General features: G+C 70.9%; 23 protein-coding genes. 8 read left to right on the forward strand and 15 right to left on the reverse strand.

Features of this window, described 5'->3' with window-relative positions:
- Positions 1–15: 15 nt before the first annotated feature.
- Both BHU06_RS08985 and BHU06_RS08990 read right to left on the reverse strand, forming a co-directional pair.
- Positions 16–1,428: a NarK family nitrate/nitrite MFS transporter gene (locus tag BHU06_RS08985; RefSeq protein ID WP_070398843.1), complete on the reverse strand. Its 1,413-nt coding sequence runs from the start codon at positions 1,426–1,428 to the stop codon at positions 16–18.
- A 21-nt stretch (positions 1,429–1,449) separates the two neighbouring features.
- Complete coding sequence (locus BHU06_RS08990; RefSeq protein ID WP_070398844.1) at positions 1,450–2,721, reverse strand: nitrate/nitrite transporter; 1,272 nt, start codon at positions 2,719–2,721, stop codon at positions 1,450–1,452.
- Between the two features lie 157 nt (positions 2,722–2,878).
- On the opposite strand from BHU06_RS08990, the gene BHU06_RS08995 reads away from it, so the two are divergent.
- On the forward strand, positions 2,879–3,433 hold the full coding sequence (locus BHU06_RS08995; protein WP_083293133.1) for a hemerythrin domain-containing protein: 555 nt from the start codon (positions 2,879–2,881) through the stop codon (positions 3,431–3,433).
- Positions 3,434–3,439: 6 nt separating this feature from the next.
- Here the strand turns inward: BHU06_RS08995 and BHU06_RS09000 are convergent, their stop codons facing one another.
- Both BHU06_RS09000 and BHU06_RS09005 read right to left on the reverse strand, forming a co-directional pair.
- Complete coding sequence (locus BHU06_RS09000) at positions 3,440–4,132, reverse strand: response regulator transcription factor (RefSeq protein WP_070398845.1); 693 nt, start codon at positions 4,130–4,132, stop codon at positions 3,440–3,442.
- Positions 4,129–6,036, reverse strand: coding sequence for a type IV pili methyl-accepting chemotaxis transducer N-terminal domain-containing protein (locus BHU06_RS09005; RefSeq protein ID WP_070398846.1), 1,908 nt, complete (start codon positions 6,034–6,036; stop codon positions 4,129–4,131). The genes BHU06_RS09000 and BHU06_RS09005 overlap by 4 nt, the downstream gene beginning before the upstream one ends.
- A gap of 213 nt (positions 6,037–6,249) precedes the next feature.
- On the opposite strand from BHU06_RS09005, the gene BHU06_RS09010 reads away from it, so the two are divergent.
- Together BHU06_RS09010 and BHU06_RS09015 are read left to right on the forward strand one after the other, a co-directional pair.
- Complete coding sequence (locus tag BHU06_RS09010; protein WP_070398847.1) at positions 6,250–7,554, forward strand: NnrS family protein; 1,305 nt, start codon at positions 6,250–6,252, stop codon at positions 7,552–7,554.
- 147 nt (positions 7,555–7,701) lie between these two features.
- The gene (locus BHU06_RS09015) at positions 7,702–8,421 is read left to right on the forward strand and encodes a PleD family two-component system response regulator (RefSeq protein WP_070398848.1); all 720 of its coding nucleotides are present in this window, start codon (positions 7,702–7,704) and stop codon (positions 8,419–8,421) included.
- 9 nt (positions 8,422–8,430) lie between these two features.
- On the opposite strand, the gene BHU06_RS09020 is transcribed toward BHU06_RS09015, so the two are convergent.
- Together BHU06_RS09020 and BHU06_RS09025 are read right to left on the reverse strand one after the other, a co-directional pair.
- On the reverse strand, positions 8,431–9,639 hold the full coding sequence (locus BHU06_RS09020; RefSeq protein WP_070399207.1) for a flavin-dependent oxidoreductase: 1,209 nt from the start codon (positions 9,637–9,639) through the stop codon (positions 8,431–8,433).
- A gap of 79 nt (positions 9,640–9,718) precedes the next feature.
- The gene (locus BHU06_RS09025; protein ID WP_070398849.1) at positions 9,719–10,687 is read right to left on the reverse strand and encodes a tripartite tricarboxylate transporter substrate binding protein; all 969 of its coding nucleotides are present in this window, start codon (positions 10,685–10,687) and stop codon (positions 9,719–9,721) included.
- An 89-nt stretch (positions 10,688–10,776) separates the two neighbouring features.
- On the opposite strand from BHU06_RS09025, the gene BHU06_RS09030 reads away from it, so the two are divergent.
- Entirely contained in the window at positions 10,777–11,292 is a 516-nt protein-coding gene (locus BHU06_RS09030; RefSeq protein WP_083293134.1) for a MarR family winged helix-turn-helix transcriptional regulator, read from the forward strand.
- A 36-nt stretch (positions 11,293–11,328) separates the two neighbouring features.
- On the opposite strand, the gene BHU06_RS09035 is transcribed toward BHU06_RS09030, so the two are convergent.
- The 3 genes from BHU06_RS09035 to orn form a co-directional block, all read right to left on the reverse strand.
- On the reverse strand, positions 11,329–13,152 hold the full coding sequence (locus tag BHU06_RS09035; protein WP_070398851.1) for a DEAD/DEAH box helicase: 1,824 nt from the start codon (positions 13,150–13,152) through the stop codon (positions 11,329–11,331).
- Between the two features lie 276 nt (positions 13,153–13,428).
- A complete protein-coding gene (locus BHU06_RS09040; protein WP_070398852.1) occupies positions 13,429–15,009 on the reverse strand; it encodes an inorganic phosphate transporter in 1,581 nt (526 codons plus the stop codon).
- 128 nt (positions 15,010–15,137) lie between these two features.
- Positions 15,138–15,725, reverse strand: a complete 588-nt coding sequence (orn, locus tag BHU06_RS09045) for an oligoribonuclease (RefSeq protein ID WP_070398853.1) — start codon at positions 15,723–15,725, stop codon at positions 15,138–15,140.
- Positions 15,726–15,791: 66 nt separating this feature from the next.
- Between orn and BHU06_RS09050 the strand changes: the two genes are divergently transcribed.
- From BHU06_RS09050 to rsgA, 3 genes are read left to right on the forward strand one after another with little or no spacing between them, the layout of a single operon-like run.
- The gene (locus BHU06_RS09050) at positions 15,792–17,054 is read left to right on the forward strand and encodes a M48 family metallopeptidase (protein ID WP_070398854.1); all 1,263 of its coding nucleotides are present in this window, start codon (positions 15,792–15,794) and stop codon (positions 17,052–17,054) included.
- A gap of 12 nt (positions 17,055–17,066) precedes the next feature.
- Positions 17,067–17,387, forward strand: coding sequence for a 4a-hydroxytetrahydrobiopterin dehydratase (locus tag BHU06_RS09055; protein ID WP_070398855.1), 321 nt, complete (start codon positions 17,067–17,069; stop codon positions 17,385–17,387).
- Positions 17,387–18,301 carry a ribosome small subunit-dependent GTPase A gene (gene rsgA, locus BHU06_RS09060; RefSeq protein WP_070398856.1) on the forward strand — a complete coding sequence of 305 codons (915 nt, stop codon included), beginning with the start codon at positions 17,387–17,389 and terminating at the stop codon, positions 18,299–18,301. The genes BHU06_RS09055 and rsgA overlap by 1 nt, the downstream gene beginning before the upstream one ends.
- Before the next feature lie 94 nt (positions 18,302–18,395).
- Here the strand turns inward: rsgA and BHU06_RS09065 are convergent, their stop codons facing one another.
- The 6 genes from BHU06_RS09065 to rpsP all read right to left on the reverse strand — a co-directional run bounded on the left by BHU06_RS09065 (position 18,396) and on the right by rpsP (position 22,288).
- Entirely contained in the window at positions 18,396–19,325 is a 930-nt protein-coding gene (locus BHU06_RS09065; RefSeq protein ID WP_070398857.1) for a CobD/CbiB family protein, read from the reverse strand.
- A gap of 70 nt (positions 19,326–19,395) precedes the next feature.
- A complete protein-coding gene (locus tag BHU06_RS09070) occupies positions 19,396–20,088 on the reverse strand; it encodes a CoA pyrophosphatase (protein ID WP_070398858.1) in 693 nt (230 codons plus the stop codon).
- Positions 20,089–20,135: 47 nt separating this feature from the next.
- Positions 20,136–20,492: a 50S ribosomal protein L19 gene (rplS, locus tag BHU06_RS09075; RefSeq protein ID WP_009518047.1), complete on the reverse strand. Its 357-nt coding sequence runs from the start codon at positions 20,490–20,492 to the stop codon at positions 20,136–20,138.
- Positions 20,493–20,646: 154 nt separating this feature from the next.
- Positions 20,647–21,420 carry a tRNA (guanosine(37)-N1)-methyltransferase TrmD gene (trmD, locus tag BHU06_RS09080; RefSeq protein ID WP_070398859.1) on the reverse strand — a complete coding sequence of 258 codons (774 nt, stop codon included), beginning with the start codon at positions 21,418–21,420 and terminating at the stop codon, positions 20,647–20,649.
- Between the two features lie 15 nt (positions 21,421–21,435).
- The gene (rimM, locus tag BHU06_RS09085) at positions 21,436–22,023 is read right to left on the reverse strand and encodes a ribosome maturation factor RimM (RefSeq protein WP_070398860.1); all 588 of its coding nucleotides are present in this window, start codon (positions 22,021–22,023) and stop codon (positions 21,436–21,438) included.
- Positions 22,024–22,030: 7 nt separating this feature from the next.
- Entirely contained in the window at positions 22,031–22,288 is a 258-nt protein-coding gene (gene rpsP / locus BHU06_RS09090; RefSeq protein ID WP_070398861.1) for a 30S ribosomal protein S16, read from the reverse strand.
- Positions 22,289–22,482: 194 nt separating this feature from the next.
- Between rpsP and BHU06_RS09095 the strand changes: the two genes are divergently transcribed.
- Positions 22,483–23,010 (forward strand): GNAT family N-acetyltransferase, encoded by a 528-nt coding sequence (locus tag BHU06_RS09095; protein ID WP_070398862.1) that lies wholly within the window; start codon positions 22,483–22,485, stop codon positions 23,008–23,010.

Here is a 23,010-nt window from a genome sequence, read left to right on the forward strand (position 1 = left end):
TTGGTTCCCGGGGCATCAGCAGGGCATGGGCGCGTTGCGGCGGCTGTACTGCCACCAGGTGATCGCGATGCACAGCAGATAGAAGACGATGAACAGGTAGAGCGCGGCCTCGGGTCCGCCGGTGAGGGTGATCGAGGTGCCGTAGCTCTTGGGGATGAAGAAGCCGCCGTAGGCGGCCATGGCGGCGGTGAAGCCCAGCGCGGCCGCGCCCTCGGTATTGCCTTCGCGCGTGGCGCGCGCCACAGCCTCTGCATCGCGCGGGTCCACGCCCTTGAGCGCCTGGTTCAGGAAGATCACCGGGATCATGCGGAAGGTGGAGCCGTTGCCGATGCCGGTGGTGAGGAAGAGCACCAGGAACATGAGGAAGAAGCCCGCGAAGTGGCCACCGGCGCCCTGCTTGGGCAGGAACAGCAGCACCCCGCCCACGGCCAGGGCCATCACCACGAAGTTCCAGAAGCTCACGCGCGCGCCACCCAGCTTGTCGGCCAGCCAGCCGCCGAACGGCCGCACCAGGGCGCCCACCAGCGGGCCGAGCCAGGCGTAGGCCAGCGGGTTGACGCCGGGGAACTGGCTCTTGATCAGCAGCGGGAAGCCGGCGGCATAGCCGATGAAGGAGCCGAAGGTGCCCAGGTAGAGCACGCACATCAGCCAGTTGTGCTTGCGCCGGAAGATCGCGGCCTGCGCGGCAAAGGAGGCCTTGGCATCGGCGATGTCGTTCATGCCGAACCAGGCCGCCAGCGAGGCCAGCGCGATCCAGGGCACCCAGATGAAGGCCGCGTTCTGCGTCCAGACCTGCACCGTGGCGTTGTTCTTCACGATGGTTTGGGCCTCGCCGCCGAAGATGCCGAAGATGCCCGCCGTCACCACCAGCGGGCTGAGGAACTGCACCACCGACACGCCCAGGTTGCCCAGGCCGGCGTTCACGCCCAATGCCGAGCCCTTGCGCTCCTTGGGAAAGAAGAAGCTGATGTTGGCCATGCTGGAACTGAAGTTGCCGCCGCCGAAGCCGCACAGCAGGGCCAGCACCAGCATGGTGGCGTAGGGCGTGGTGTTGTCCTGCACCGCGACGCCGATGCCGATCGCGGGGATCAGCAGCAGGGCGGTGGAGATGGCCGTCCAGCGGCGCCCGCCGAAGATGGGCACCATGAAGGAATAGAAGATGCGCAGCGTGGCGCCCGACAGGGCCGGCGCCGCCGCCAGCCAGAACAGCTGGTCGGTCGAGTAGTTGAAGCCCAGCGCCGGCAGGCTGACGGCGACCACGCTCCAGACCTGCCAGATGGCGAAGGCCAGGAACAGCGCGGGCACGCTGATCCACAGGTTGATCTTGGCGATGGCTTCGCCTTCGCGTTCCCAGAAGGCCTTGTCTTCGGGTGTCCAGATGGTGAGGACGCGGCCGGTGGGGGCCGTCGTCCGGGTGCTGCTGCTCATGGGCTTCTCCTGCAGGGGCGCTCAGTGCGCGGGCGACGGTTCGGCGGGCCCCGCGCCGCGCAGGACGTCGGTGCGGCGCACCTCGGTCCAGTACATCCAGATCAGCGACACCCACACCACCCCATAGAGCAGCATGAAGGCGCTGGAACGGATGCCGGTGAGGTCGAGCAGCGCGCCGAACAGGATGGGCAGCACGAAGCCGCCCAGGCCGCCGGCCAGGCCGACGATGCCGCTGATGGCGCCGATGTTGGTGGGGTAGTCGTCGGCGATGTACTTGAAGACGCTGGCCTTGCCGAAGGCGAAGGCGACGCCCAGCACGGCCATCAGCGCGGTGAAGGCATAGACGTTGAGGCCGATAGTGAAGCTGCGCGGGCCGTCGACGGCGCTGACGGTGAACTGCGTTTTCGGGTAGCTCAGCAGGAACAGGCAGACCCAGCTCACCCACAGCACCCACCAGGTGACCTTGTGGGCGCCGTACCGGTCGCTGAGCACGCCGCCGACCGCGCGCAGCACGCCGCCGGGCAACGAGAAGCAGGCCGCCAGCAGCGCGGCCAGGCGGATGTCCAGGCCGTACTCGCCGATGTAGTACTGCACCATCCACAGCGCCAGCGCCACGTAGCCGCCGAAGACGATGCTGTAGTACTGGCAGTACTTGAGCACCCGGGGGTCCCTGAGCGCCTGGAGCTGCTGCGCAAAACTCACCTGGTTGGGCACGAGGTGCGCCGGGTCGCTGTGGCTGAACAGCCAGAACAGCAGCACGGTGCCGGCCATGATGGCCGCGTACACCTGCGGCACCATCTGCCAGCCGAAGGCCACCAGGATGACCGGCGCCACGAACTTGTTGACCGCCGAGCCGCTGTTGCCGGCGCCGTACACCCCCATGGCCATGCCCTGCCGCTGCTTGGGAAACCAGCGCGCCACGTAGGGCGTGCCGACCGAGAAGGAGCCGCCGGCCAGGCCCACGAACAGGCCGATGACCAGGAAGTGCCAGAACTGCGTGGCGTAGGCCATGAGCCAGATGGCGGGCACGGTGGCCGCCATCAACAGCGTCATGACGATGCGCCCGCCGTAGCGGTCGGTCCAGATGCCCAGCGGCACGCGCACCAGCGAGCCCGTGAGCACCGGCGTGGCCGTGAGCAGGCCGAACTGCGTGGCGTTGAGGTTCAGCATCTGCCGGATCGGGATGCCGATCACGCCGAACATCATCCAGACCATGAAGCACACGGTGAAGGCCCAGGTGCTCACGATCAGCACGGACCAGGCTTGGCGGGTTCTTGCGGTGTCGCCGTTCATGAGATCGCTCCCTTGACCATGCCGGCCACTGTGCTGGCGCCGCGGCGTTCGCAACATCCTGCGCATGAGCGATGGCGGCCTCCCGGAAGAAGGACCCTGGCATCCTCCCAAAGAGCTATGCCCGGTCCACAGCGGCCCCGCGGGCCTAGGATGCGCCATGGTCATGCGCATCGCCCTGCCCGGTCAGGCCCGGGACACCGCCACCACCGAAGTGCCGCTGGAAATGCTGTCGGCTTGCCACGGCCGCGTGCAGGCGCAGTGCGAGACGCTGCGGCGCCTGTGCGGGCACCTGCCGCGCCACGGCGCGGACCGCGGCGCCGTGGAAGCGGCCGAGGCCGTTCTGCGCTACTTCCGCCAGGCCGCGCCGCACCACCATGCGGACGAGGAGGCCGACCTGTTTCCGGCGCTGCGGGACGCGGCGCACGACGCCGAACGCGACGCGGTGCTGCGGCTCACGCAGGCGCTGGCGCTGGAGCACCGCGCGCTCGAGAACCTGTGGCGGCCCCTGGAGGCCGGGCTGGAGGGCGTGCGCGGCGGCGACGGCGCGGCGCTGTCGCAGGCCATGGCCGAGGCGTTCATCGCCGCGTATGAGCGGCACATCGAGCGCGAAGAGGCCGAGCTGCTGCCGATGGCCGAGCGGCTGCTCGATGGCGCCGCGCTCGCGCGCATCGGCGCCGCCATGCGCGCGCGACGAGGCATTGCCGCGCCCTGAAGCGGTTCAGGCCAGCAGTCCGCGCTCGGTGGCGTACACCGCCGCGTGCACGCGGTTGCTCAGTTCGAGCTTGCGCAGGATGTGCTGCACATGGATCTTCACCGTGGTCTCGGCGATGTCGAGGGCGCGCGCGATGTGCTTGTTGCTGTCGCCGCGCGCGATCAGGCGCAGGATCTCGCGCTCGCGCGGCGAGAGGGAGTGGATCGGGTCGGACGGCGGCGGCTCCAGCGGCGCGGGCGCTGGCGCGCCCGCCTCGTGCTGCGCCGGCCCGCGCCGCAGCAGGCCCACCAGCTTGCCCATCATCTCGGGACTGATGACCGAATCGCCCTCGAACACCCGCCGGATGGAGGCCGCGAGGTCGGCCGTGTCGATGGTCTTGAGCAGGTAGCCGTCGGCGCCCGCGCGCAAGCCGCGCGCGAGGTCGCTTTCGTTCTCGCTCACGGTGAGCATGAGCACGCGCGCCTCGGGCGCGGCGGTCTTGAGCGCGGCGATCGCGTCGACGCCGGTGACGCCGGGCATGTGGTTGTCGAGCAGCACCAGGTCGGGCCGCAGCCGGGCCGCCAGGCCCATCGCCGCGGTGGCGTCGCCGGCCTCGCCGACCACCGAAAAGCCGGGCTCCTGCGCCAGCAGGGCCATCAGGCCGCGGCGGAACAGCTGGTGGTCATCGACCACGAGAAGGCGAATGACCGGCTCGCTCATGGCATGGCGGGCAGATCCGCGGCGGGGGCGGGCACGTCGAGCGACACCTCGGTTCCGCTGCCGGGGCGGGATTGGACCTCGACCCGCGCGCCGATGCGCTGGGCGCGCTCTCGCATGATGTGCAGGCCCACGTGGGTGTCGGCGTCGCGCGCGCCGTCGGTCGAGAAACCCTGGCCGTTGTCGCGCACGGTGAAGCGCCAGCGCGGCCCGCGCTGCACGCCCACCGACACCTCGCTCGCGCCGGCGTGCTTGCGCACGTTGGACAACGCCTCCTGCACCACATGCAGCACCTGGAGCTGGGTGTCCGGCGGCAGGGCCACGCCATGGCCCTGCAGGTCCAGGCGCGCGTTCAGGCCGCTTTGCAGCTCGAACTTGCGCAGCGTGGTGCGCAGCGCGTCCTCGATGTCGCCATCGGGCGTGCGGGTCCGGAAGTGCACCAGCAGTTCGCGCACGTCGTTGGTGCTCTCGCGCACACCGGCCTCGATCTCCTCGATGATGGCCGGCACCGCGGCCTCGTCGCCCCGCTGCACGGCGGCCTTGAGCAAGGCGACCTGGATCTTCAGGAAGGACAGCGCCTGCGCGATGGAGTCGTGCAGCTCGCGCGCGAGCAGGCCGCGCTCCTCGCTCACCGCGGCTTCGCGCAGCAGGGCCTGCACGCGCAGGTTCTCGGCCGCATTGGCCAGGTGGCCCGCCAGCGCGTCGTACAGGCCGCGGTCGTCCTCGCCCAGCAGGGCTTCATGGCGATAGAACAGGTTCACTTCGCCCAGCAGGTACGCCTGGTGACGAATGGGTATGCCGATCAGGCAGACGTAGCCCTCCTGCGCGCAACCGCCCAGGCGCCGGTCTTCGGCGGTGGCGATGGGGATCACGCGCGTGCGCGCCGTGGCCGCGGGCTGGCCGCAGGCGCACTCGCCGGCCTCCAGGCAGCGCTCGTCTTCCACCAGCTGCTGGGGCAGGCAGTCGCTGGCGAGCATGAAGTAGCGCCGCGAGCCCTCGTCGCTCCAGCGGATGGCCACCGCGTCGGCGCCGCTCACGGCGCGCAGCTTGCGCGCGAAGCCGCGCGCCAGTTCATCGAGCGTGCGCGCGTTGACGATGAGCGAGCTCACTTCGTACAGCGCCGCCAGGCGCGCGCGCTTGGCCTCGAGGTCGCGCGTCTTGGCCTGCACCTGCCGCTCCAGGCCGTGGTACAGCCCCTGCAGGGTCTGCGCCATGTGGTTGAACCCGGCCGCCAGCTCGGCGAACTCCTGGTGCGAGTCCACCTCCACGCGCGCGGTGAAGTCGCCCGCCTCGATCTGGCGCAGGCCGGCCCGCAGCCGTTTGAGAGGGTGGATCACGAACAGCTGGCCCACATAGAGCGAGACCACGGCCGCGGCCACCGCCATGGCCATCATGACGAACTGGAACAGGTTGAGCACCGCCGTGTAGCGCGCCATGGTGGATTCCATGGCGCGCACCAGGGCGTCGATGCGTTCGACCAGGCCGTCGATGCGCGCCGTGAGCGCCGTGGCCTCGCGCCCGGCGTCGCCCGGGGCGGTCCACAGCGGACGCAGGGCCTCCCACCGTCCCTGGATATCGGCGAAATGCCCTCGGCTGGCCTCGCTCCAGGGCACGGCCAGCGGGCGCTGCGGGTCGCCCTGGTCGAGCAGCGCCAGCGTGCGGTCGACCTCGGCCACGAGCAGGGGCACCTGGGCGGGATCGCGCCCGCCCTGCCAGGCGCTGGCCAGGCGCCAGGCCTGCATGCGCAGGCGCCCGGCCTCGTTGACCGCGGCCGCGCCGCCTTCGATCTGGCGCGTGACCCACATCGTCAGGCCGATGGACAGCAGCGCCAGCAGCAGCAGCGCCAGGCCGATGAGCACGAACTTGGTGGAGAGCTGGCGAGGCCAGGCTCGGGCAACGGAAGGCATGGTGACAGCAAAGGGTGCCTTGGCATTGTCGGCCCGGCCCCGCGCGCTGTCCACGCACCGCCGGGGTCGTGGCCGGGCCATCGTTCTTCCGGAGGATGGCGGGCGCGGGGCACCTTCCACGGAAGGATGGTGGAGCGCACCCGTCGGCGGCACAGTGTCCTGGTCGGCCGGCCCGCACGGCCGGCCCCTTCCCTGTCTTGACCGCGCCCCGCCATGGCACACGCTCCCCGCCCCATCCCCCTGGCCGCCGCCCGGCCGGCACCGCTCGAACCGGCCGCCCTGCGCTGGCGCCCCGTCCACCTGATGCGGGCGCCGCACCGGCTGGCCTTCGCCGGCGCCACCGCGGTGCTGGTACTGGGCTCGCTGTGGTGGCTGTGGGTGCAGTGCGCCCGGCTCGGCTGGCTGCCGGCGGGGCCGCTGGCGGTGTCGCCCAGCCTGGGGCATGGCGCGCTCATGGTGCATGGCTTCATGCCGCTGTTCTTCACCGGCTTCCTGTTCACGGCCGGCCCCAAGTGGCTGGGCGTGGACGGGCCCGCGGCGCGCGCCGTGCTGCCCGCGGTGGCGCTGCAGGCCCTGGCCTGGCCGTTGTGGCTGCTCGGTGTCCATCTGTCGGTCCGGCTGGCGGTGCTGGCCTTGCTGCTGGCCGCCGCCGGGCAGGCGCTGGCCGGCGCGCGCTTCCTGGGGCTGCTGCGCGCCAGCGACGCCGACGACACCGTGCACGCCCGGCTGGTCGCGCTGGGCTGGGCCGTGGGCGCGCTCACGCTGCTGGGCCTGGCCTGGGGCGTGGGACACGACGATCCCGAGGCCGCGCGGCGTTGGCTGCACACCGGGCTGTGGGGCTTCGTGGCGCTGGTCTACGTGACGGTCGTGCACCGCATGGTGCCCTTCTTCACCTCCAGCGCCCTGCCGCTGGTGCGGCTGTGGCGGCCGATGTGGGTGTTGTATGTCCTGGTCGCCACGGTGGCACTCAAGACCCTGGGGCCCTGGCTCACCTGGGCGGGCCTGGACGCCACCGCCTGGGGCGCCTTCGAGGGCTTCGCGCTGCTGGTGGCCGGCTTCGTGCTGCTGTGGCTGGCCTTCGTGTGGAGCCTGGTGCAAAGCCTGGCGGTCCGGCTGCTGGCGATGCTCCACCTGGGCTTCGTCTGGCTGGGCCTGGGGCTGTCGATCGACGGCCTCGGGCAGATCTGGGCGTGGATCGGCGGCGCGCCCGTGGCGCCGCTGGCGGCGCTGCACGCCACCACCATGGGGTTCCTGGGCTCGCTCATGCTGGCCATGGTCACGCGGGTGGCCTGTGGCCACGGCGGCCGCGCGCTGGTGGCCGATCGCCTGTCCTGGTCCGCCTTCCTGCTGCTGCAGTTGGCGACGCTGCTGCGCATCGCCGCGGCGGTGGCGCCACCGGCCTGGGTGGGCGGCCTGACCGCCGCCACCGCCGGGCTGTGGCTGCTGGCGGTCGGGCCTTGGGGACTGCGGCTGCTGCGCTGGTACGGGCAGCCCCGACCGGATGGGCGCCCGGGCTGAGCCCGCCCCCGCACGGGGGCCCCGCCGTGGCACCATTGACGGGCGGCGTGGCCCGGTCGCTCAAGAACGCCGGCCAACCGCCGAAAACCCGGCAGGGCACGCGCCTGGCGCAGGCCCGGACCTTTCCGATCGCCCCTGGAGCGCGCCATGACGCCATCCCCGCTGAACCCGGCGCCCCGGCGCCACAAGATCCTCATCGTCGACGACGACCCGGGCATGGTGCACCTGCTGGCGCGCACCCTGCTCGACATCGCGCAGCTGCATTTCGCGGTGCGCGGCGACGACGCCCTGACCAAGCTGGCCCAGCACCAGCCCGACCTGCTGGTCATTGACGCCGAGCTGCCCGACCTCAATGGCTACGAGGTGATCGCCCGCATGCGCGAGAAGCCGGCGCTGGCCCACACCAAGGTGGTGATGGTGACCTCGCACAACACCGCCTCGTACCGCCAGCGCGCGTTCGAGGCCGGTGTGCTCGACTTCTTCACCAAGCCGATCGACCGCGACCTGATCCGCCTGCGGCTGGAGCAGATCCTCAACGGCGACGCCATGGAGTACATCGAGCTCGACGAGCGCCCGCTGCCGATGCGCCAGGCTGCCGCGAGCGCTCCGGCGCCCGTGGCCGCGCCGGCCCGGGCCCCGGCACCCGCGCCCGCCCCCATGGCGGCACCCGTGGCCGCCGCGGTGGATGTGAACGCCATCACCTCCGAGTTGTTCGAGCGCATCTCGGCCATCCTGCTGCAGGCCGAGACGCTGCGCGAGCGCGTGCCCGCCGGCGCGAGCGCGGCCGAGCTCTACCCCGTGCAACGCATCCAGGAAGAGTGTGCCGAGGTGATCCAGCTGCTGGTCACCATCAGCGGCGAGGACTGAGCCCCGCGCTCAGGCCTTCAGCGAAAACCCCGCGATCCGCTTGTAGTTTTCGGAAATCTCGCGCAACGCGTCCTGGCTGATCAGGTCGTCGATGCGCGTGAAGGGCTGGCCGCCGCTGAGCTCGTCGGCCTTCATGATGATGAAGTCCGGCGGCAGCGTGCGGTTGGTCTCCACCACCTTCGCCGTCGCCGGCCGGCGCGCGGCCTCGTAGCGGCGCAGCGCGGCCTCGGGGTCCGCCGGCGTGGCGGCGAGCTCATCGGCCAGGGTGCGCGCGTCGATCAGCGCCTGGGCCGAGCCGTTGGAGCCGCGCGGGTACATGGGGTGGGCGGCGTCGCCCATCAGCGTCACGCGGCCCTCGCCCCAGTGGGACAAGGCGTCCTTGTCGACCATGGGGTACTCGAACACCTGTTGCGCGCCCTGGATGAGCGCGGGCACGTCGAGCCAGTCGTAGCGCCAGGCCTCGAAGATCGGCAGGAAGTCCTGCATCCGACCGGGCTTGTTCCAGTCGTTCATGGGCGCGCGCGGGTCGCGGATCTCGGCCACCCAGTTGATGAGCTGGTTCCCCTGGCCGTCCACGTTGTCGACGATCGGGTAGATCACCATCTTGCCGGTGTCGATGCTGCCGATGCGCAGATAGCTCTTGCCATCCAGGATGGGCTTGTGCACCGTGACGCCGCGCCAGGTGTTGATGCCGGCGTAGCAGACGGGGTCCTGGGGATGGAAGTGGCGGCGGACCACCGAGTTCACGCCGTCGCAGGCGACCACCAGGTCGGCACGCGCGGCCGCGCCGTTCTCGAAGCGCAGCGTGGCGCCCCGCGCGTCGGGCTCGATCGCCACGCAGCGGTGGCCGGTGAGCAGGCGCTGCGCGCCCAGTCGCTGAACCGCGGCGCGCCAGAGCGCGCCATGCAGCTTGCCGCGGTGAATGCCCAGTTCGGGCAGCGGGTAGCCCGCGTGGCGGCCGCGCGGTTCGCTGTACACATACTGGCCCCAGCGGTTGAAGAACACGCTCTCGCGGTTCTCGATCGCCATGGCCTCCAGCTCGGCGCTCAGGCCCAGGGCGTACAGTTCGCGCATGGCGTGCGGCAGCAGCGTGATGCCCACACCCAGCTCCTTCACCTCGGCCACACCCTCGTACACCTCGCAGGCCAGCCCGCGCTGCTTCAGGCCCAGCGCGAACGCCAGGCCGGCGATGCCGCCGCCCACCACCGCGATCTTCATCGTGTCGCCCGCTTTCATTGGACAAGCCTCCGTTCGGCGCAGCGCGTCGCTTCGCGCCAGGGGAACGGCCCGGCGGCGCTCATTCGGCCTTGATGCCCTGCGCCTTGATCAGCGCGGCCCAGCGGTCCGCGTCCCGGGCCACCAGCTTCGCGAAGCCGTCGGGCGTGTCGCTCGCCGGGTCCATGCCCTGCCCTTCGAAGGCCTTCTTCACGTCCTCGGCGCGCAGGATGTCGTTGATCTCGCGGTTGAGCGCGGCCACCTGCGCGGCGGGCATGCCCTTGGGCGCGAAGATGCCGTACCACATGTCCACGTTCACCTCGCCGGCCTTGGCCTCGCTCAGCGTGGGCAGGTCGGGCAGCAGCGGGTGGCGCTTGTCGCTGCCGATGCCCAGGGCCACCAGGCGGCCGCTGCGCACCTGCGGCAGCGCCACGTGGATGGGCAGGAACATGGCGTCCACCTGCCCGCCGATCATGTCGGTGACCGCCGGGCCCGTGCCGCGGTAGGGGATGTGCGTGAGGAAAACCTTGGCGGTGTTCTTGAACAGCTCCATCGACAGGTGGTGCGGCGTGCCCACGCCCGGCGAGGCGTAGTTCAGCTTGCCCGGCGCCTGCTTCGCGGCGGCGATCAGATCGGCCGCCGTCTTGAAGCCCGAGCGCGGGTGCGTCACCAGGATGAGCTGGCCCCAGCTCGTCAGGCCCACCGGCTGCAGGTCGCGCACCGGGTCGAAGGGCATTTGCGGGTACAGGCTGCGGTTCATCACCAGCGTGTTCACGCTCACCAGCAGAGTGCTGCCATCGGGCGCGGCGCGCACCACGGCCTCGGTGCCGATGTTGCCGGAAGCGCCCGCGCGGTTCTCCACCACCACCGGGCGCTTGAGGCGCTCGGACAGCTTCGGGCCCACGGTGCGGGCGATCAGGTCGATGCCGGTGCCCGGGGTAAAGGGCACGATCAGGCGCAGCGGGCCTTCCTGCGCGGCGCTCAGGCCCGCCGTGGCCAGCAGCGCGGCGGCGACGAGGCCGCGGCGCAGGAACGAGAAATCGGCAACCATGGACGACCTCCTATCGTTAGCATGCTATTGATGTTGGCGGAAGTTCGCCCCCCGCACATCCGTAGAATCCCGCTCGTCCGACGAACATCATGACCCTGACCGATCTCTACCAGCGCCCCGGCTTTCTGCTGCGCCGCACCCACCAGATATCGGCGGCGGTGTTTGAAAACGCCTGCGCGAGCGTGGGCCTGACGCCGGCGCAGTACGGTGTGCTCACCGTGGTGGCGGCCGAACCCGGGTTGGACCAGACGCGGCTGTCTCGCGCCCTGGCCTTCGACAAGGTGACCGTCATGCGCGTGCTCAAGGGCCTTGAGGAGCGCGGCCTGGTGAGGCGCGAGCGCTCGTCCGTGAGCCGGCGCCAGATGACGGTAAGCCTGACCGGCGACGGCGAGGCACTGCTGGCCGCCGCGCGAGAGCCGGCCGAGCGCGCCTACCAGCGCCTGCTGTCGCCGCTCACGCCGGCGCAGCGCGGCCAGTTGATCGAACTGCTGCAGACCCTGACCGAAGGCCTGGCGGACGAGGCGCGCGCGCCTTTCGTGCCGCTGGAAGCCAGCGTCCCCGCGGCCGGAGAACCACGGGCGCGCACGCGCAACACCCCTACCTGAGGGGCCCGCGGCCCAAGGGCCGGGGAACCGGGAGACTCAGCGGTCGCGGCGGCCGCGCGGGCCACCCGCGCGCTCGCCGAAGCCGCCACCGCGCGGGCCGCCGAAACCGCCCTCGCGCGCACCGCCACCGGCGTTGGGGCGCTGGCCCCAGCCGCGCGCCTGGGCCGGGCGGTCGTCGCGCGAGAAGCGCACGTCGCCACGCGGGGCGCGCGTGTCGTTGTTGTAGGGCGCGCGCGGCTCCTGTTGGTACGGCGCGCGCGAATCGCCGCGCGCGGGGCGGGCGTCGCCCTGGAAGGGGCGGCCCTCGCCTTGGAAAGGCCGGCCCTCGCCACGGAAGGGGCGCGCCTCAGCGTAGGGCGCACGGCCTTCGCCGCGCGACGGGCCCCAGCCCTCGCCCCGGCCAGCGGGACGGCCACCCGGCCGGCCGCCACCGCCGCGGCGCTCGGACGACCAGCCGTCGCGGCGCGGCGCGGGCGGGCGCTCGCGCGGCTCCAGGCCCGGCACCACCTCGGCCTTGAAGCGCTGCTGGGTGTAGGCCTCGATGTCGGCGATGCGGCGGCGGTCGCGGAATTCGGCGAAGGTCACGGCCAGGCCGTCTCGGCCGGCGCGACCGGTGCGGCCAATGCGGTGCGTGTAGTCCTCGGCCTTCATGGGCAAGCCGAAGTTGAAGACGTGCGTGATGGTGGGCACATCGATGCCGCGCGCGGCCACGTCGGTGGCCACCAGGATCTGCACCTGGCCGTTGCGCAGCGCCATCAGGCGGCGGTTGCGCAGCCCCTGGCTGAGCGCGCCGTGCAGGGCCACGGCCGCGAAGCCGGCCTGCTGCAGTTCGCCGGCCAGGCCGTCGCACTCGATCTGCGTGCTGGCGAAGACGATGGCCTGGTCGATGGAGGCGTCGCGCAGCCAGTGGTCGAGCAGCTTGCGCTTGTGATCGGCGTGGTCGGCCCAGAACAGCACCTGCTTGATGTTGGCGTGCTGCTCCTGCGGGCTGTCGATCTGCACCTTCTGCACGTGCTTGCCGTTGTCGTGCATCACGCGCATGGCCAGCTGCTGGATGCGCGGCGCGAAGGTGGCGCTGAACATCATGGTCTGGCGGCGCTGGGCGGTCAGGGCGTTGATCTCGGCCAGGTCGTCGGAGAAGCCGAGGTCGAGCATGCGGTCGGCCTCGTCGACGACGAGGAACTGCACCTGGTCGAGCTTGAGCTGCATGGAGCGCTGGAGGTCGAGCAGTCGGCCCGGCGTGGCGACCACCAGGTCGGCGTTTTGCAGCTTGGCGATCTGCAGCTGGTAGGGCATGCCACCCACCACGCTGGCGATGCGCAGGCCGCGGCAGTGGCGCACCAGGTCGATGGCGTCGTGCGCCACCTGCTGCGCCAGCTCGCGCGTGGGGCACAGCACCAGCGCGCCCGGCGTGGCGGCCTTGAAGTGGCGCGGCAGCAGCGGGTTCTTGCGCTTGGGCGCCTTGGGCGGCACCTCGCCGCGCAAGGCGGCCTCGACCGCCAGGCGCTCGCGCTCGGCGCGCTCGGCCGTTTCGCGCGCGGCCTGCTGCTGGATCAGGGTGTGCAACACGGGCAGCAGGAAGGCCGCCGTCTTGCCGCTGCCGGTCTGGCTGGAGACCATCAGGTCGGCGTAGCGCTCGGCGCCCTCGGCCTTGATGGCCAGGGGCATCACACGCGCCTGCACCGCCGTGGGCTGGGTGAAGCCGAGGTCGGCCACGGCAGCCACCAGTTCGGGGGCCAGGCCCAGCGCGGCAAAAGCGCTGGCGTCCACGGGAGCCGTGGTTTCCACCGGGGCCGTGGATTGTTGTTCGGGAGAGATCGCGGGCGAGGTCTCGCCGCGCGCTTCGAAAGCGTCGCTCATGTCAGTTCCTGCGCCCCGCAAAAGCAATGGGGCGCCAATGACCGAATGCCGCGCGAAGGGGAGTTTCAGGCCCCGGGGCGTCGGATCCGTTCGTGGTTACACAACATCAACCACAAACGGTCCGCCCGGAAGCGGTGGCCCCTGCTCGCTCGCGTCGGATGGCGGGCGGTGTTCGGGGGCCGGGGTGTGTGAGGCCAATGCACAAAGGGCTTCGCCGTTACCAGCGAAGCCCGCTATTCTCGCACAAATTCGGGAAAACCCGAAGCCCTGCACCCATCAGGACATGACTGCGGCCACCAGATGGAACAGCAGCGCGGCCAGAACCGCCGTGGCCGGCACGGTCACGATCCAGGCCGCCACGATGCGCATGACCACCGATCGCTTGACGATTTCCTTCTTGTAGGCCTTCTTGAAGGCCTTGCGTTCGCCCTTGGCGAACACCGCGCCGTCCAGGCCGCGCACCTTGGCGCGCTGCTTCATCTCGGCCAGCATCTGCTTCTTTTCCTGCACCTCGGCGGCCTCGAAGCGCTGCATGTAGGCCTCGACCTCCTCGCGGTCGGCGCCCTGGTGGCCGGCGCGCACCACGGCCTCCATCTTGGCGTAGTTCACCTTGAGCAACTCGCGCAGGAAGCCCACGCCGAACACCGCGCCAATGGAAATGTGCGTGGTCGACACCGGCATGCCCAGCTGCGAGGCGACGATCACCGTGAGCGTGGCGGCCATCGCGATGGCGTAGGCGCGCATCTGGTCGAGTTCGGTGATTTCCTTGCCGACGGTGCGGATGAGCTTGGCCCCATACAGCGCCAGGCCGACCGCCAGGCCCAGCGCGCCCAGCACCATGATCCACAGGGGCGTGCCGGCCTTGGTGGCGATGGCACCGGCCTTCACCGCCTCGAAGATCGCGGCCAGGGGGCCGATGGCGTTGGCCACGTCGTTGGCGCCGTGGGCGAAGCTCAGCAGCGCGGCCGAGCAGATCAGCGGCCAGGTGAAGAGGTGATTGACGCCATCCTTGGAGTTCTCCTGGCGCAGCGCGATGCGCTCGATGGGTTTGCGGATGAGGCCCCACACCAGCGCCGCCGTGCCCAGGCCGACGATCACGGCCACGGGGAAGGGCACCTTGACGATCTGGTTCACGCCCTTGAGCAGCATGTAGGTGGTGTAGGACCACACCATCAAGGCGATCAGCGCCGGCACCACGCGCGCGGCCGCCTCCGTCTTCTCGGTGCGGTAGGTGACGCTGCGCTTGATGACATAGAGGAACAGGGCAGCGAACAGCGCGCCCGACAGCGGAGACACCACCCAACTGACGACAATGGCGCCGATGGTCGGCCAATGCACCAGCCCCCAGCCCCCGGCGGCGATGCCTGCGCCCATGACCGCGCCGATGATGGAATGCGTGGTGGACACCGGCGCGCCCAGCGCCGTGGCCAGGTTCAGCCAGAGCGCGCCGGCCAGCAGCGCGGCGAACATGACCCAGGCGAACAGCGTGGGGTCGGTGATGTCGGCCGGATTGATGATGCCGCCCTTGATGGTGCCCACGACCTCGCCGCCCGCGACGATGGCGCCCAGCGCCTCGAACACCGCCGCGACGACGATTGCCCAGCCCATGGTCATGGCACCCGAGCCCACGGCCGGGCCCATGTTGTTGGCCACGTCGTTGGCGCCGATGTTCATGGCCATGTAGGCGCCGACGGCCGCCGAGACGATCAGCAGCCAGACCGCCGTGCGGCTCAGGCCGGCGTCGGCCGCGCCGGTGAGCGAGGCGTACAGCCCCACAAGCAAGAGAAAGGCCACCGCGGTGGCCAGTTGCAGCGTCTCGAAGTGGCGCTCAATGAAGGGGCGGGATTTCTTTTTCATGTGAAATCGGCGTGAAAGTCACTTTATTGTCATGCAAGGCCGGGGTGACGGACCCGCAAGGGGGGGCGGCGGTGGCATCGGGCAACCCCGCCGCCGGCAGGGGCCGGCAAGGCACGGACCCGGCCCGATCAGCGCAGAAACCGCGCGCGGTAGTGCTCGAGTTCGTCAATGGATTCGTGCACGTCGGCCAGGGCGGTGTGCAGCTGGCGCTTCTTGAAGGCGTCGACCACTTCGGGGCGCCAGCGCTTGGCCAGTTCCTTCAAGGTGCTCACATCGACGTTGCGGTAGTGCAGGTAGGCCTCGAGCCGGGGCATGTACTTCACCAGGAAGCGGCGGTCCTGGCCGATGGTGTTGCCACACAGGGGTGCGCTGTTCTTCGGCACGTAGCGCGAGATGAAGTCGATGAGCTGCTGCTCGGCCTCGGCCTCGCTCACCGTGCTGGCGCGCACCTTGTCGATGAGACCGCTGCGGCCGTGCGTGCCCTTGTTCCAGGCATCCATGGCGTTGAGCAGCTCATCGCTCTGGTGGACCACGATGACGGGGCCTTCGATGCGCGGCGTGAGCTGCGGGCCGGTCACCACCACCGCGATTTCCAGCAGGCGCTCCTTCTCGGGATCGAGACCGCTCATTTCGCAGTCGATCCAGACCAGGTTCTGGTCACTCTTGGCGAGCGTGGGCACTTCGGGGGCGGCGATGTCGGCGGGATTGGAGGTCATCCCGCGATTTTCCGTCATCCGCCGGCCCCGGCGGGCCGGCGGGGGCACCGGTAGACTGGCGCCTTCATGGACACCGCTTCCCTCGCTTTCACCGCCCTCTTCTGCGCCCTGCTGGTGCTGGGCCTGCTGACCCGCTTCGCCCTCGCCAGCCGCCAGATCCGCCACGTGGCCCGCCACCGCGATCAGGTGCCCGCGCCCTTCGACGCCACCATCCCGCTCGACGCCCACCGCAAGGCCGCCGACTACACCATCGCCAAGACGCGCTTCGGCCTGCTCAGCACCGCCTTCGAGACCGCCCTGCTGATCGGCTGGACCCTGCTCGGCGGCCTGAACGCGCTCAACCTCGGCCTGCTCGACTGGCTGGGCCCTGGCCTGTGGCAGCAGCTCGCGCTGATCACCGCCTTCGCGCTCATCGGCGGCCTGCTGGGCCTGCCCTTCTCCTGGTACGCCACCTTCCGGCTGGAGGAGCGCTTCGGCTTCAACAAGATGGGCCTGGGCCTGTGGGTCGCCGACGGACTCAAGGGCGCGTTGATCGGCGCGGCCATCGGCCTGCCGCTGGCCGCGCTGGTGCTCTGGCTCATGGGCGCCGCCGGCAGCACCTGGTGGCTCTGGGCCTGGGGCGTGTGGATGGTCTTTAACCTGCTGGCCCTGGTGCTCTACCCCACGCTCATCGCGCCGCTGTTCAACCGCTTCGAGCCGCTGGCCGACGACGCCGTCAAGGCCCGCGTCAACGCCCTCATGGCGCGCTGTGGCTTCTCGGCCCAGGGCCTGTTCGTCATGGACGGCAGCAAGCGCAGCGCGCACGCCAACGCCTACTTCACCGGCTTCGGCGCGGCCAAGCGCGTGGTGTTCTTCGACACCCTGCTCAAGCAGCTCAACCCCGACGAGATCGACGCCGTGCTCGCGCACGAGCTCGGCCACTACCGCCTGCGCCACATCACCCAGCGCGTGCTGCTGCTGTTCGCGCTCAGCTTCGTGGGCTTCGCGGCCCTGGGCTGGGCGGCCTCGCAGGCCTGGTTCTTCACCGGCCTCGGCGTGGAGCCCGACCTGCGCGCGCCCAACGACGCGCTCGCGCTCATCCTCTTCCTGCTGGTGGTGCCGCTGTTCACCTACTTCCTGTCGCCGCTGGCCGCGCAGCTGTCGCGCCGGCACGAGTTCGAGGCCGACGCCTTCGCCAAGGACAAGACGCGCGGAGTCGACCTCGCCAGCGCCCTGCTCAAGCTGTACCAGGACAACGCCAGCACGCTCACGCCCGACCCGCTGTACGCGCGCTTCTACTATTCCCACCCCCCCGCCAGCGAACGCCTGGCCCGCCTGACCGCCGCCTGAGAGCGCCTGACCATGCACCCCATCCACCAGAACCGCCGCGCGCTCAACGCCACCGAGATCGTCACCCAGCTCAGCCAGCTCAACGGCAGCGAGGCCGACGGCTGGAAACTGATCGACGGCGCCATCGAGCGCACCTTCCGCTTCGCCAACTACCACGAGACCATGGCCTTCGTGAACGCCATGGCCTGGATCGCCCACCGCGAGGACCACCACCCCGACGCGGCCTTCGGCTACAACCGCTGCACCCTGCGCTTCAATACGCACGACGTGAACGGCGTCTCGGTCAGCGACTTCCATTGCGCGGCGGCGGTCAACGCCTTGCTCGCGTCCTGATGGGCGGCACGCGCCTGGCCCGTGTGGTGGCGGCCCATGGCCGCCATTGCCTGGTCGAGGACGAGAACGGCCAGCGCACCCTGTGCCACCCCCGCGGCAAGAAAAGCGCCGTGGTCGTGGGCGACATCGTCGCCTGGCAGCCCAGTGGCGACGAGGGCAGCATCGAACGCATCGAGACCCGGCGCAACCTCTTCTACCGCCAGGACGAGATGCGCACCAAGGCCTTCGCGGCCAACCTCGACCAGGTGCTGATCCTGCTCGCCGCGGAGCCCGTGTTCTCCGAGGCCCAGCTCACGCGCGCCCTGCTCGCGGCCGAGGCCGAGGGCATCAGCGCCTGCATCGTGCTCAACAAACAAGACCTGGGCGAGTCCTTCGACCAGGCCTGGGCGCGGCTCGAGCCCTACCGGCGCATGGGCACGCCCGTGCTGCCGCTGGGCCTTCACGACGGCCACGGGCTGGACGCCCTGCGCCAGCGCCTGACCGGCCGCCACACGCTGGTGCTGGGCCCTTCCGGCGTGGGCAAGAGCACGCTGGTCAACCGGCTGGTGCCCGAGGCCGGCGCGCAGACCGGCGAGATCTCGCGCGCCCTCAACACCGGGCGCCACACCACGACCGCCACCACCTGGTACTGGCTGGAGCCGGCGCGCGAAAGCGCGCTCATCGACTCGCCGGGCTTCCAGGAATTCGGCCTGCACCACCTTGAGGCCGAACGACTCGCGCAGCTCATGCCCGACCTGCGCGCCGCGCTGGGCGATTGCCGCTTCTACAACTGCACGCACCGGCACGAGCCGGGCTGCGGCGTGCGCGCCCACGTGGGCGCCGATCCGGCGGCGGACCCGCTGGCCATCGACCAGAACCGCTACCGGCTCTACGACGAACTGTTCGATGAGCTGAGCAACAAGCGGACGTATTGACCGGCCCACCCCTGCCGCGCGGCGCGCGATCCCCTCAAGGGCGCGCGCCCGCGGCCCAGCAAAACCGGTTCAGTGGCGCGTCGACCCGCGCGGCCTACACCCGCGCCAGCGTGAGCAGCGCCAGCAGCAGCATCCACAGCACCACCGCGCGCCACACCAGGCCCACCACGCTGCCCAGGTGGGCGAGCTGGGGCTCGGGGCGCGCGCCGGGGTCGGTCTCGTCCGGGGGCGGGGCCGCCGGGTCCTGCGGCGTCAGGCGCACGTTGATGGCGCCCGAGGTGGCCGCCAGCACCACGCCGTCGCTGCCCGGCGCGAAGCGCTCGGCGTCGGCGCGCCAGCTGGCCACGGCTTCCTCGAAATTGCCCACCACCGCGAAGCCCAGGGCCGTGACGCGCGCGGGCACGTGGTCGATCCAGCGCCAGGCCGTGGCCGCGGCGCGGCGCAGCGCCGCGCTGGGCGTGCCGTCGGGGCGCTCGCGCCAGTTGCGCGACAGGTACTCGGCCAGCCGGTAGAACACCGCGCCCGCCGGCCCCAGGCCGATCACCCAGAACACCAGGAAGCACACGAACACGCCGAACACGTGGCGGTGCGCGGCCAGCACGGAGTGCTCGATCACCTGGCGCAGCAACTCGGTGCGCGGCAGGGTGCTGGCGTCCACGCGCAGCCAGCGCGCCAGTTGCTCGCGCGCGCCACGCTCATCGCCGTCCTCCAGGCTGCGGCGGATTTCGCTGAAGTGGTGGCTGAACTGGCGAAAACCCAGGGTCACGTAGAGCACCGCCACCGTCCAGACCAGGGCCAGCACGCCGCTGAGCTCCCACAGGGCGTGGTAGATCAGCGCCGCCAGCGCCGCCGGCACGCCCACGGCCAGCAGCCAGGCCAGCCACCCATGCGAGGACTGGCCCGCATCGAGGTTGCGGCGCACGCCGCGGCCCCAGGCGCGCAGACCGGCGTGCACGGGGTTGTCGAACGACAGGGGACGGGCCTGCTCGATGAGCAGCGCCAGCAGAATGGCCAGAAAACCCATGGGCCGATGATAGTGGGCACACGCGCCCCTCCGCTCAACAGACGCGACCGCGCCGCGCGCCAGGCCCCGGTCAGGCCGTGAGCAGGCGGTACAGGTTGCGCAGCATGCCCGCCGTGGCGCCCCAGATGAAGCGCTCGCGCTGGCCGTCGTGCCAGGGCATGGAGTACCACTCGCGCGCGGTACCGTCGAAATTCATGAGGTGGCGGCGGTGGTGGCGCGGGTCCATCAGGAAGCGCAGCGGCACCTCGAAGACGTCGTCCACCTCGTGCGGGTTGGGCTTGAGCGTGAAGCCGGGCCGCACCAGCGCCACCACCGGCGTCACGTGGAAGGCGGTGCCAGTGATGTAGACCGGCAACGTGCCCAGCACCTCCACGTTCTGCGGCGGCAGGCCGACCTCTTCGTCGGCCTCGCGCAGGGCGGCGGCAATGGCGTCGGCGTCCTGCGGATCGACCTTGCCGCCCGGGAAGGCGATCTGGCCCGAGTGCGTGGACAGGGTGGCGGTGCGCTGGGTGAGCAGCAGGTTGAGCTCGTCGCGCACCACCAGGGGCAGCAGCACGGCTGCGTCGGCCGGCTCGCGCTCGGCGAAGCGGCGCTCGCGCCACAGCTCGGGTGTCCAGACCGGCGGCGCCTCGAACAGCGCGCGCAGGCCGTCGGGCGTGAGGCGGTGCGGCGACGGCGGCGGCAGGCCTTCGCTCGCCCCCGTGGCCACCACCGGCACGGTGCGGGGATCGAAGGGCGGGATGCGGACGATGGGTTCGGTCATGGACACAAAAAAGCCGCTCCATGGAGCGGCTTTTGCGCGGTGCCGGATCAGGCGCCCAGCTTTTCCTTGATGCGGGCCGACTTGCCGCTGCGCTCGCGCAGGTAGTACAGCTTGGCGCGGCGCACGTCGCCGCGGCGCTTGACCTCGATCTTGGCGATCAGCGGGCTGTACAGCGGGAAGGTCCGCTCCACGCCTTCGCCGCTGGAGATCTTGCGCACGATGAAGCTGGAGTTGAGGCCCCGGTTGCGGCGGGCGATCACGACGCCTTCGTAGGCCTGCACGCGCTTGCGGGTGCCTTCGATGACGTTGACGCTGACGATCACGGTGTCGCCGGGGGCGAAGGGCGGGATGGTCTTGCCGAGGCGGGCAATCTCTTCCTGCTCGAGGGTCTGGATGAGGTTCATGTTTCCTGTTCCACGATCGTGGCCGCGCTGCACTGAAGGCCGCGAATCCGTGGGTCAGGACTGACTGAGGAAACGGTCGCGGCGGCCGGCCAGAGGATCGAAAAGCCCACCATTATAGCCAGACCCGCCAGAGCGGGGAATCCGGACCGCCGGCTCAGCCCAGGCCGCGCAGAAAGCGCTCGTCGTCCGGCCCCAGCCGGCCCTCGGCCCGGGCCCGGGCGATCAGGTCCGGCCGCTGGCGCGCGGTCAGCGCCAGCCGCTGCTCGCGGCGGTAGCGCTCGATCTGCCCGTGGTGCCCACCCAGCAGCACCGGTGGCACGCCCAGGGGGCCGTGCGGGCCCTGCCAGACCTCGGGCCGGGTGTGGTGCGGGCTGTCGAGCAGGCCGTCTAGCGCGGGGTTGAAGCTGTCCTGCTGGTGGCTGCCCTCGTCGCCCAGCACGCCGGGCTGCAGGCGAGCCACGGCGTCCAGCAGGGCCATGGCGGGGATTTCGCCGCCCGAGAGCACGAAATCGCCCAGGCTGAGCTGCAGGTCGACGCAGGCGTCGATGAAGCGCTGGTCGATGCCCTCATAGCGGCCGCAGACCAGCACCGCGCCCCGCGGCCCGGCGGCCCAGGCCTCGACGCCCGCGTGGTCCAGCCGCTCACCGACGGGCGAGAACAGCACCACGGGCGCGCGCTGGCCCTCGGGCTCGGCGCGCTCGGCCCGGATGGCCTGCAGGCAGCGCCACAGCGGCTCGGCCATCATGACCATGCCCGGGCCGCCACCGAAGGGGCGGTCGTCCACGCGCCGGTAGTTGCCCTCGGCGAAATCGCGCGGGTTCCACAGGCGCACGTCGACTTGCTTCGATTCGAAGGCCCGCCGGTTGATGCCGTGCGCCAGGAAGGGCTGGAACAGCTCGGGGAACAGGGTGATGACGTCGAAGCGCATGGGCGCCTGCCCCGCTCAGTAGTCTTTTTGCCAGTCGGCGGTGATGCGCCCAGCGGCGCGGTCCACGTCGTCGATGTAGGCGGCCACGAAGGGGATCATCCGCTCGGCGGCGCGCTCCTCGCCGTCCACCGTCTCGAGGTACTCGAGCACCAGCACCGAGGTCGGTCCCGTGCTCACGAGGTCGCGCACCACGCCCAGGTCCTCGCCCTCGCGGTTGACCACCCGCAGGCCGATCAGGTCGACCCAGTAGTACTCGCCCTCTTCGGGCTCGGGAAAGGCGCTGCGCGGCAGGCTGATGCGGCAGCCCTTGAGCGACTCCGCCAGGTTGCGGTCGTCGACGCCCTCGAGCCGGGCCACCAGGCCGTCGGCGTGGGCCTTGAGCTCGGCCACCCGCACGGCCACGCAGCCCTTGAAAGCAGAAAAGCCGCGCGCGAAGCAGGCTTCGGGCGGCTGGAGGTACCAGTCCTGGCTGGCGAACAGCGCGTCGGTGTCGGCGCTGTGGGGCTGGATGCGGACCCAGCCCTTGATGCCCCAGGCATCCTGGACGCGGCCCAGTTCAACGGCATCGGCCGGCAGGGCCGACGCGACCAGGGCCGCGGACATGGCGCGATCAGGCGGCCGGCGCAGCGGCCTTGGCTTCCTTGACCAGGCGCGCGACGGTGTCGGACGGGGTGGCACCGACGCCGAGCCAGTAGTTCAGGCGGTCCGTGGCGATGCGCAGCTTCTCTTCGCCGCCCTTGGCGTTGGGGTTGTAGAAACCCAGGCGCTCGATGAAGTTGCCGTCGCGGCGCGCACGCTTGTCGGCGGCGACGATGGTGTAGAACGGACGGGCCTTGGCACCGCCGCGGGAGAGTCGAATGACGACCATGATTTATCCTTCGGGTGGTTGGGCACCGACCGGGCCTTCCGGGGTGCCGCCGGATCTTTCGATCCGCTGCTTCACAGCAATTTCCGCGGTGCCTGAGACACACGACTGACCACCCGGCCAGCGAAACACCGCAAAGCCGGCGATTATAGCCCGCCGCCGATTCCGCCACGCCGCTCTTCTTCCGGCCACCCGCCATGCCCCTGATCCGCCCCAGCACCGACGACGACCTCGCCGCCATCACCCGCATCTACGAACACCACGTGCTGCACGGCACGGGCACCTTCGAGACCACCCCGCCCACCCCGGCCGAGATGACCCAGCGACGCGCCGACGTGCTGGGCAAGGGCCTGCCTTGGCTGGTGATCGAAGAGCAGGGCCAGGTGCTGGGCTACGCCTATGGCAACTGGTTCAAGCCGCGCCCGGCCTACCGCTTCTCGGTCGAGGACTCGATCTACCTCGCCCCCGAGGCCGCCGGCCGGGGCCTGGGCCGCCTGCTGCTGGCCGAGCTGCTGGCCGTGCTGCAGCGCGCCGGCATCCGCAAGGTGATGGCCGTGATCGGCGATTCGGGCAATGCCGGCTCCGTCGGCGTGCACCGCGCGCTGGGCTTCACGCCTGTGGGCACGGTGGCAGCCTGCGGCTGGAAGTTCGGCCGCTGGCTGGATATCGTGATCATGGAAAAGCCGCTGGGCGAGGCGCACCACACCCCGCCGCAGGAGGGCTGA

Source organism: Hydrogenophaga sp. PML113, from assembly GCF_001777155.1.
Classification (GTDB): domain Bacteria; phylum Pseudomonadota; class Gammaproteobacteria; order Burkholderiales; family Burkholderiaceae_C; genus Hydrogenophaga; species Hydrogenophaga borbori.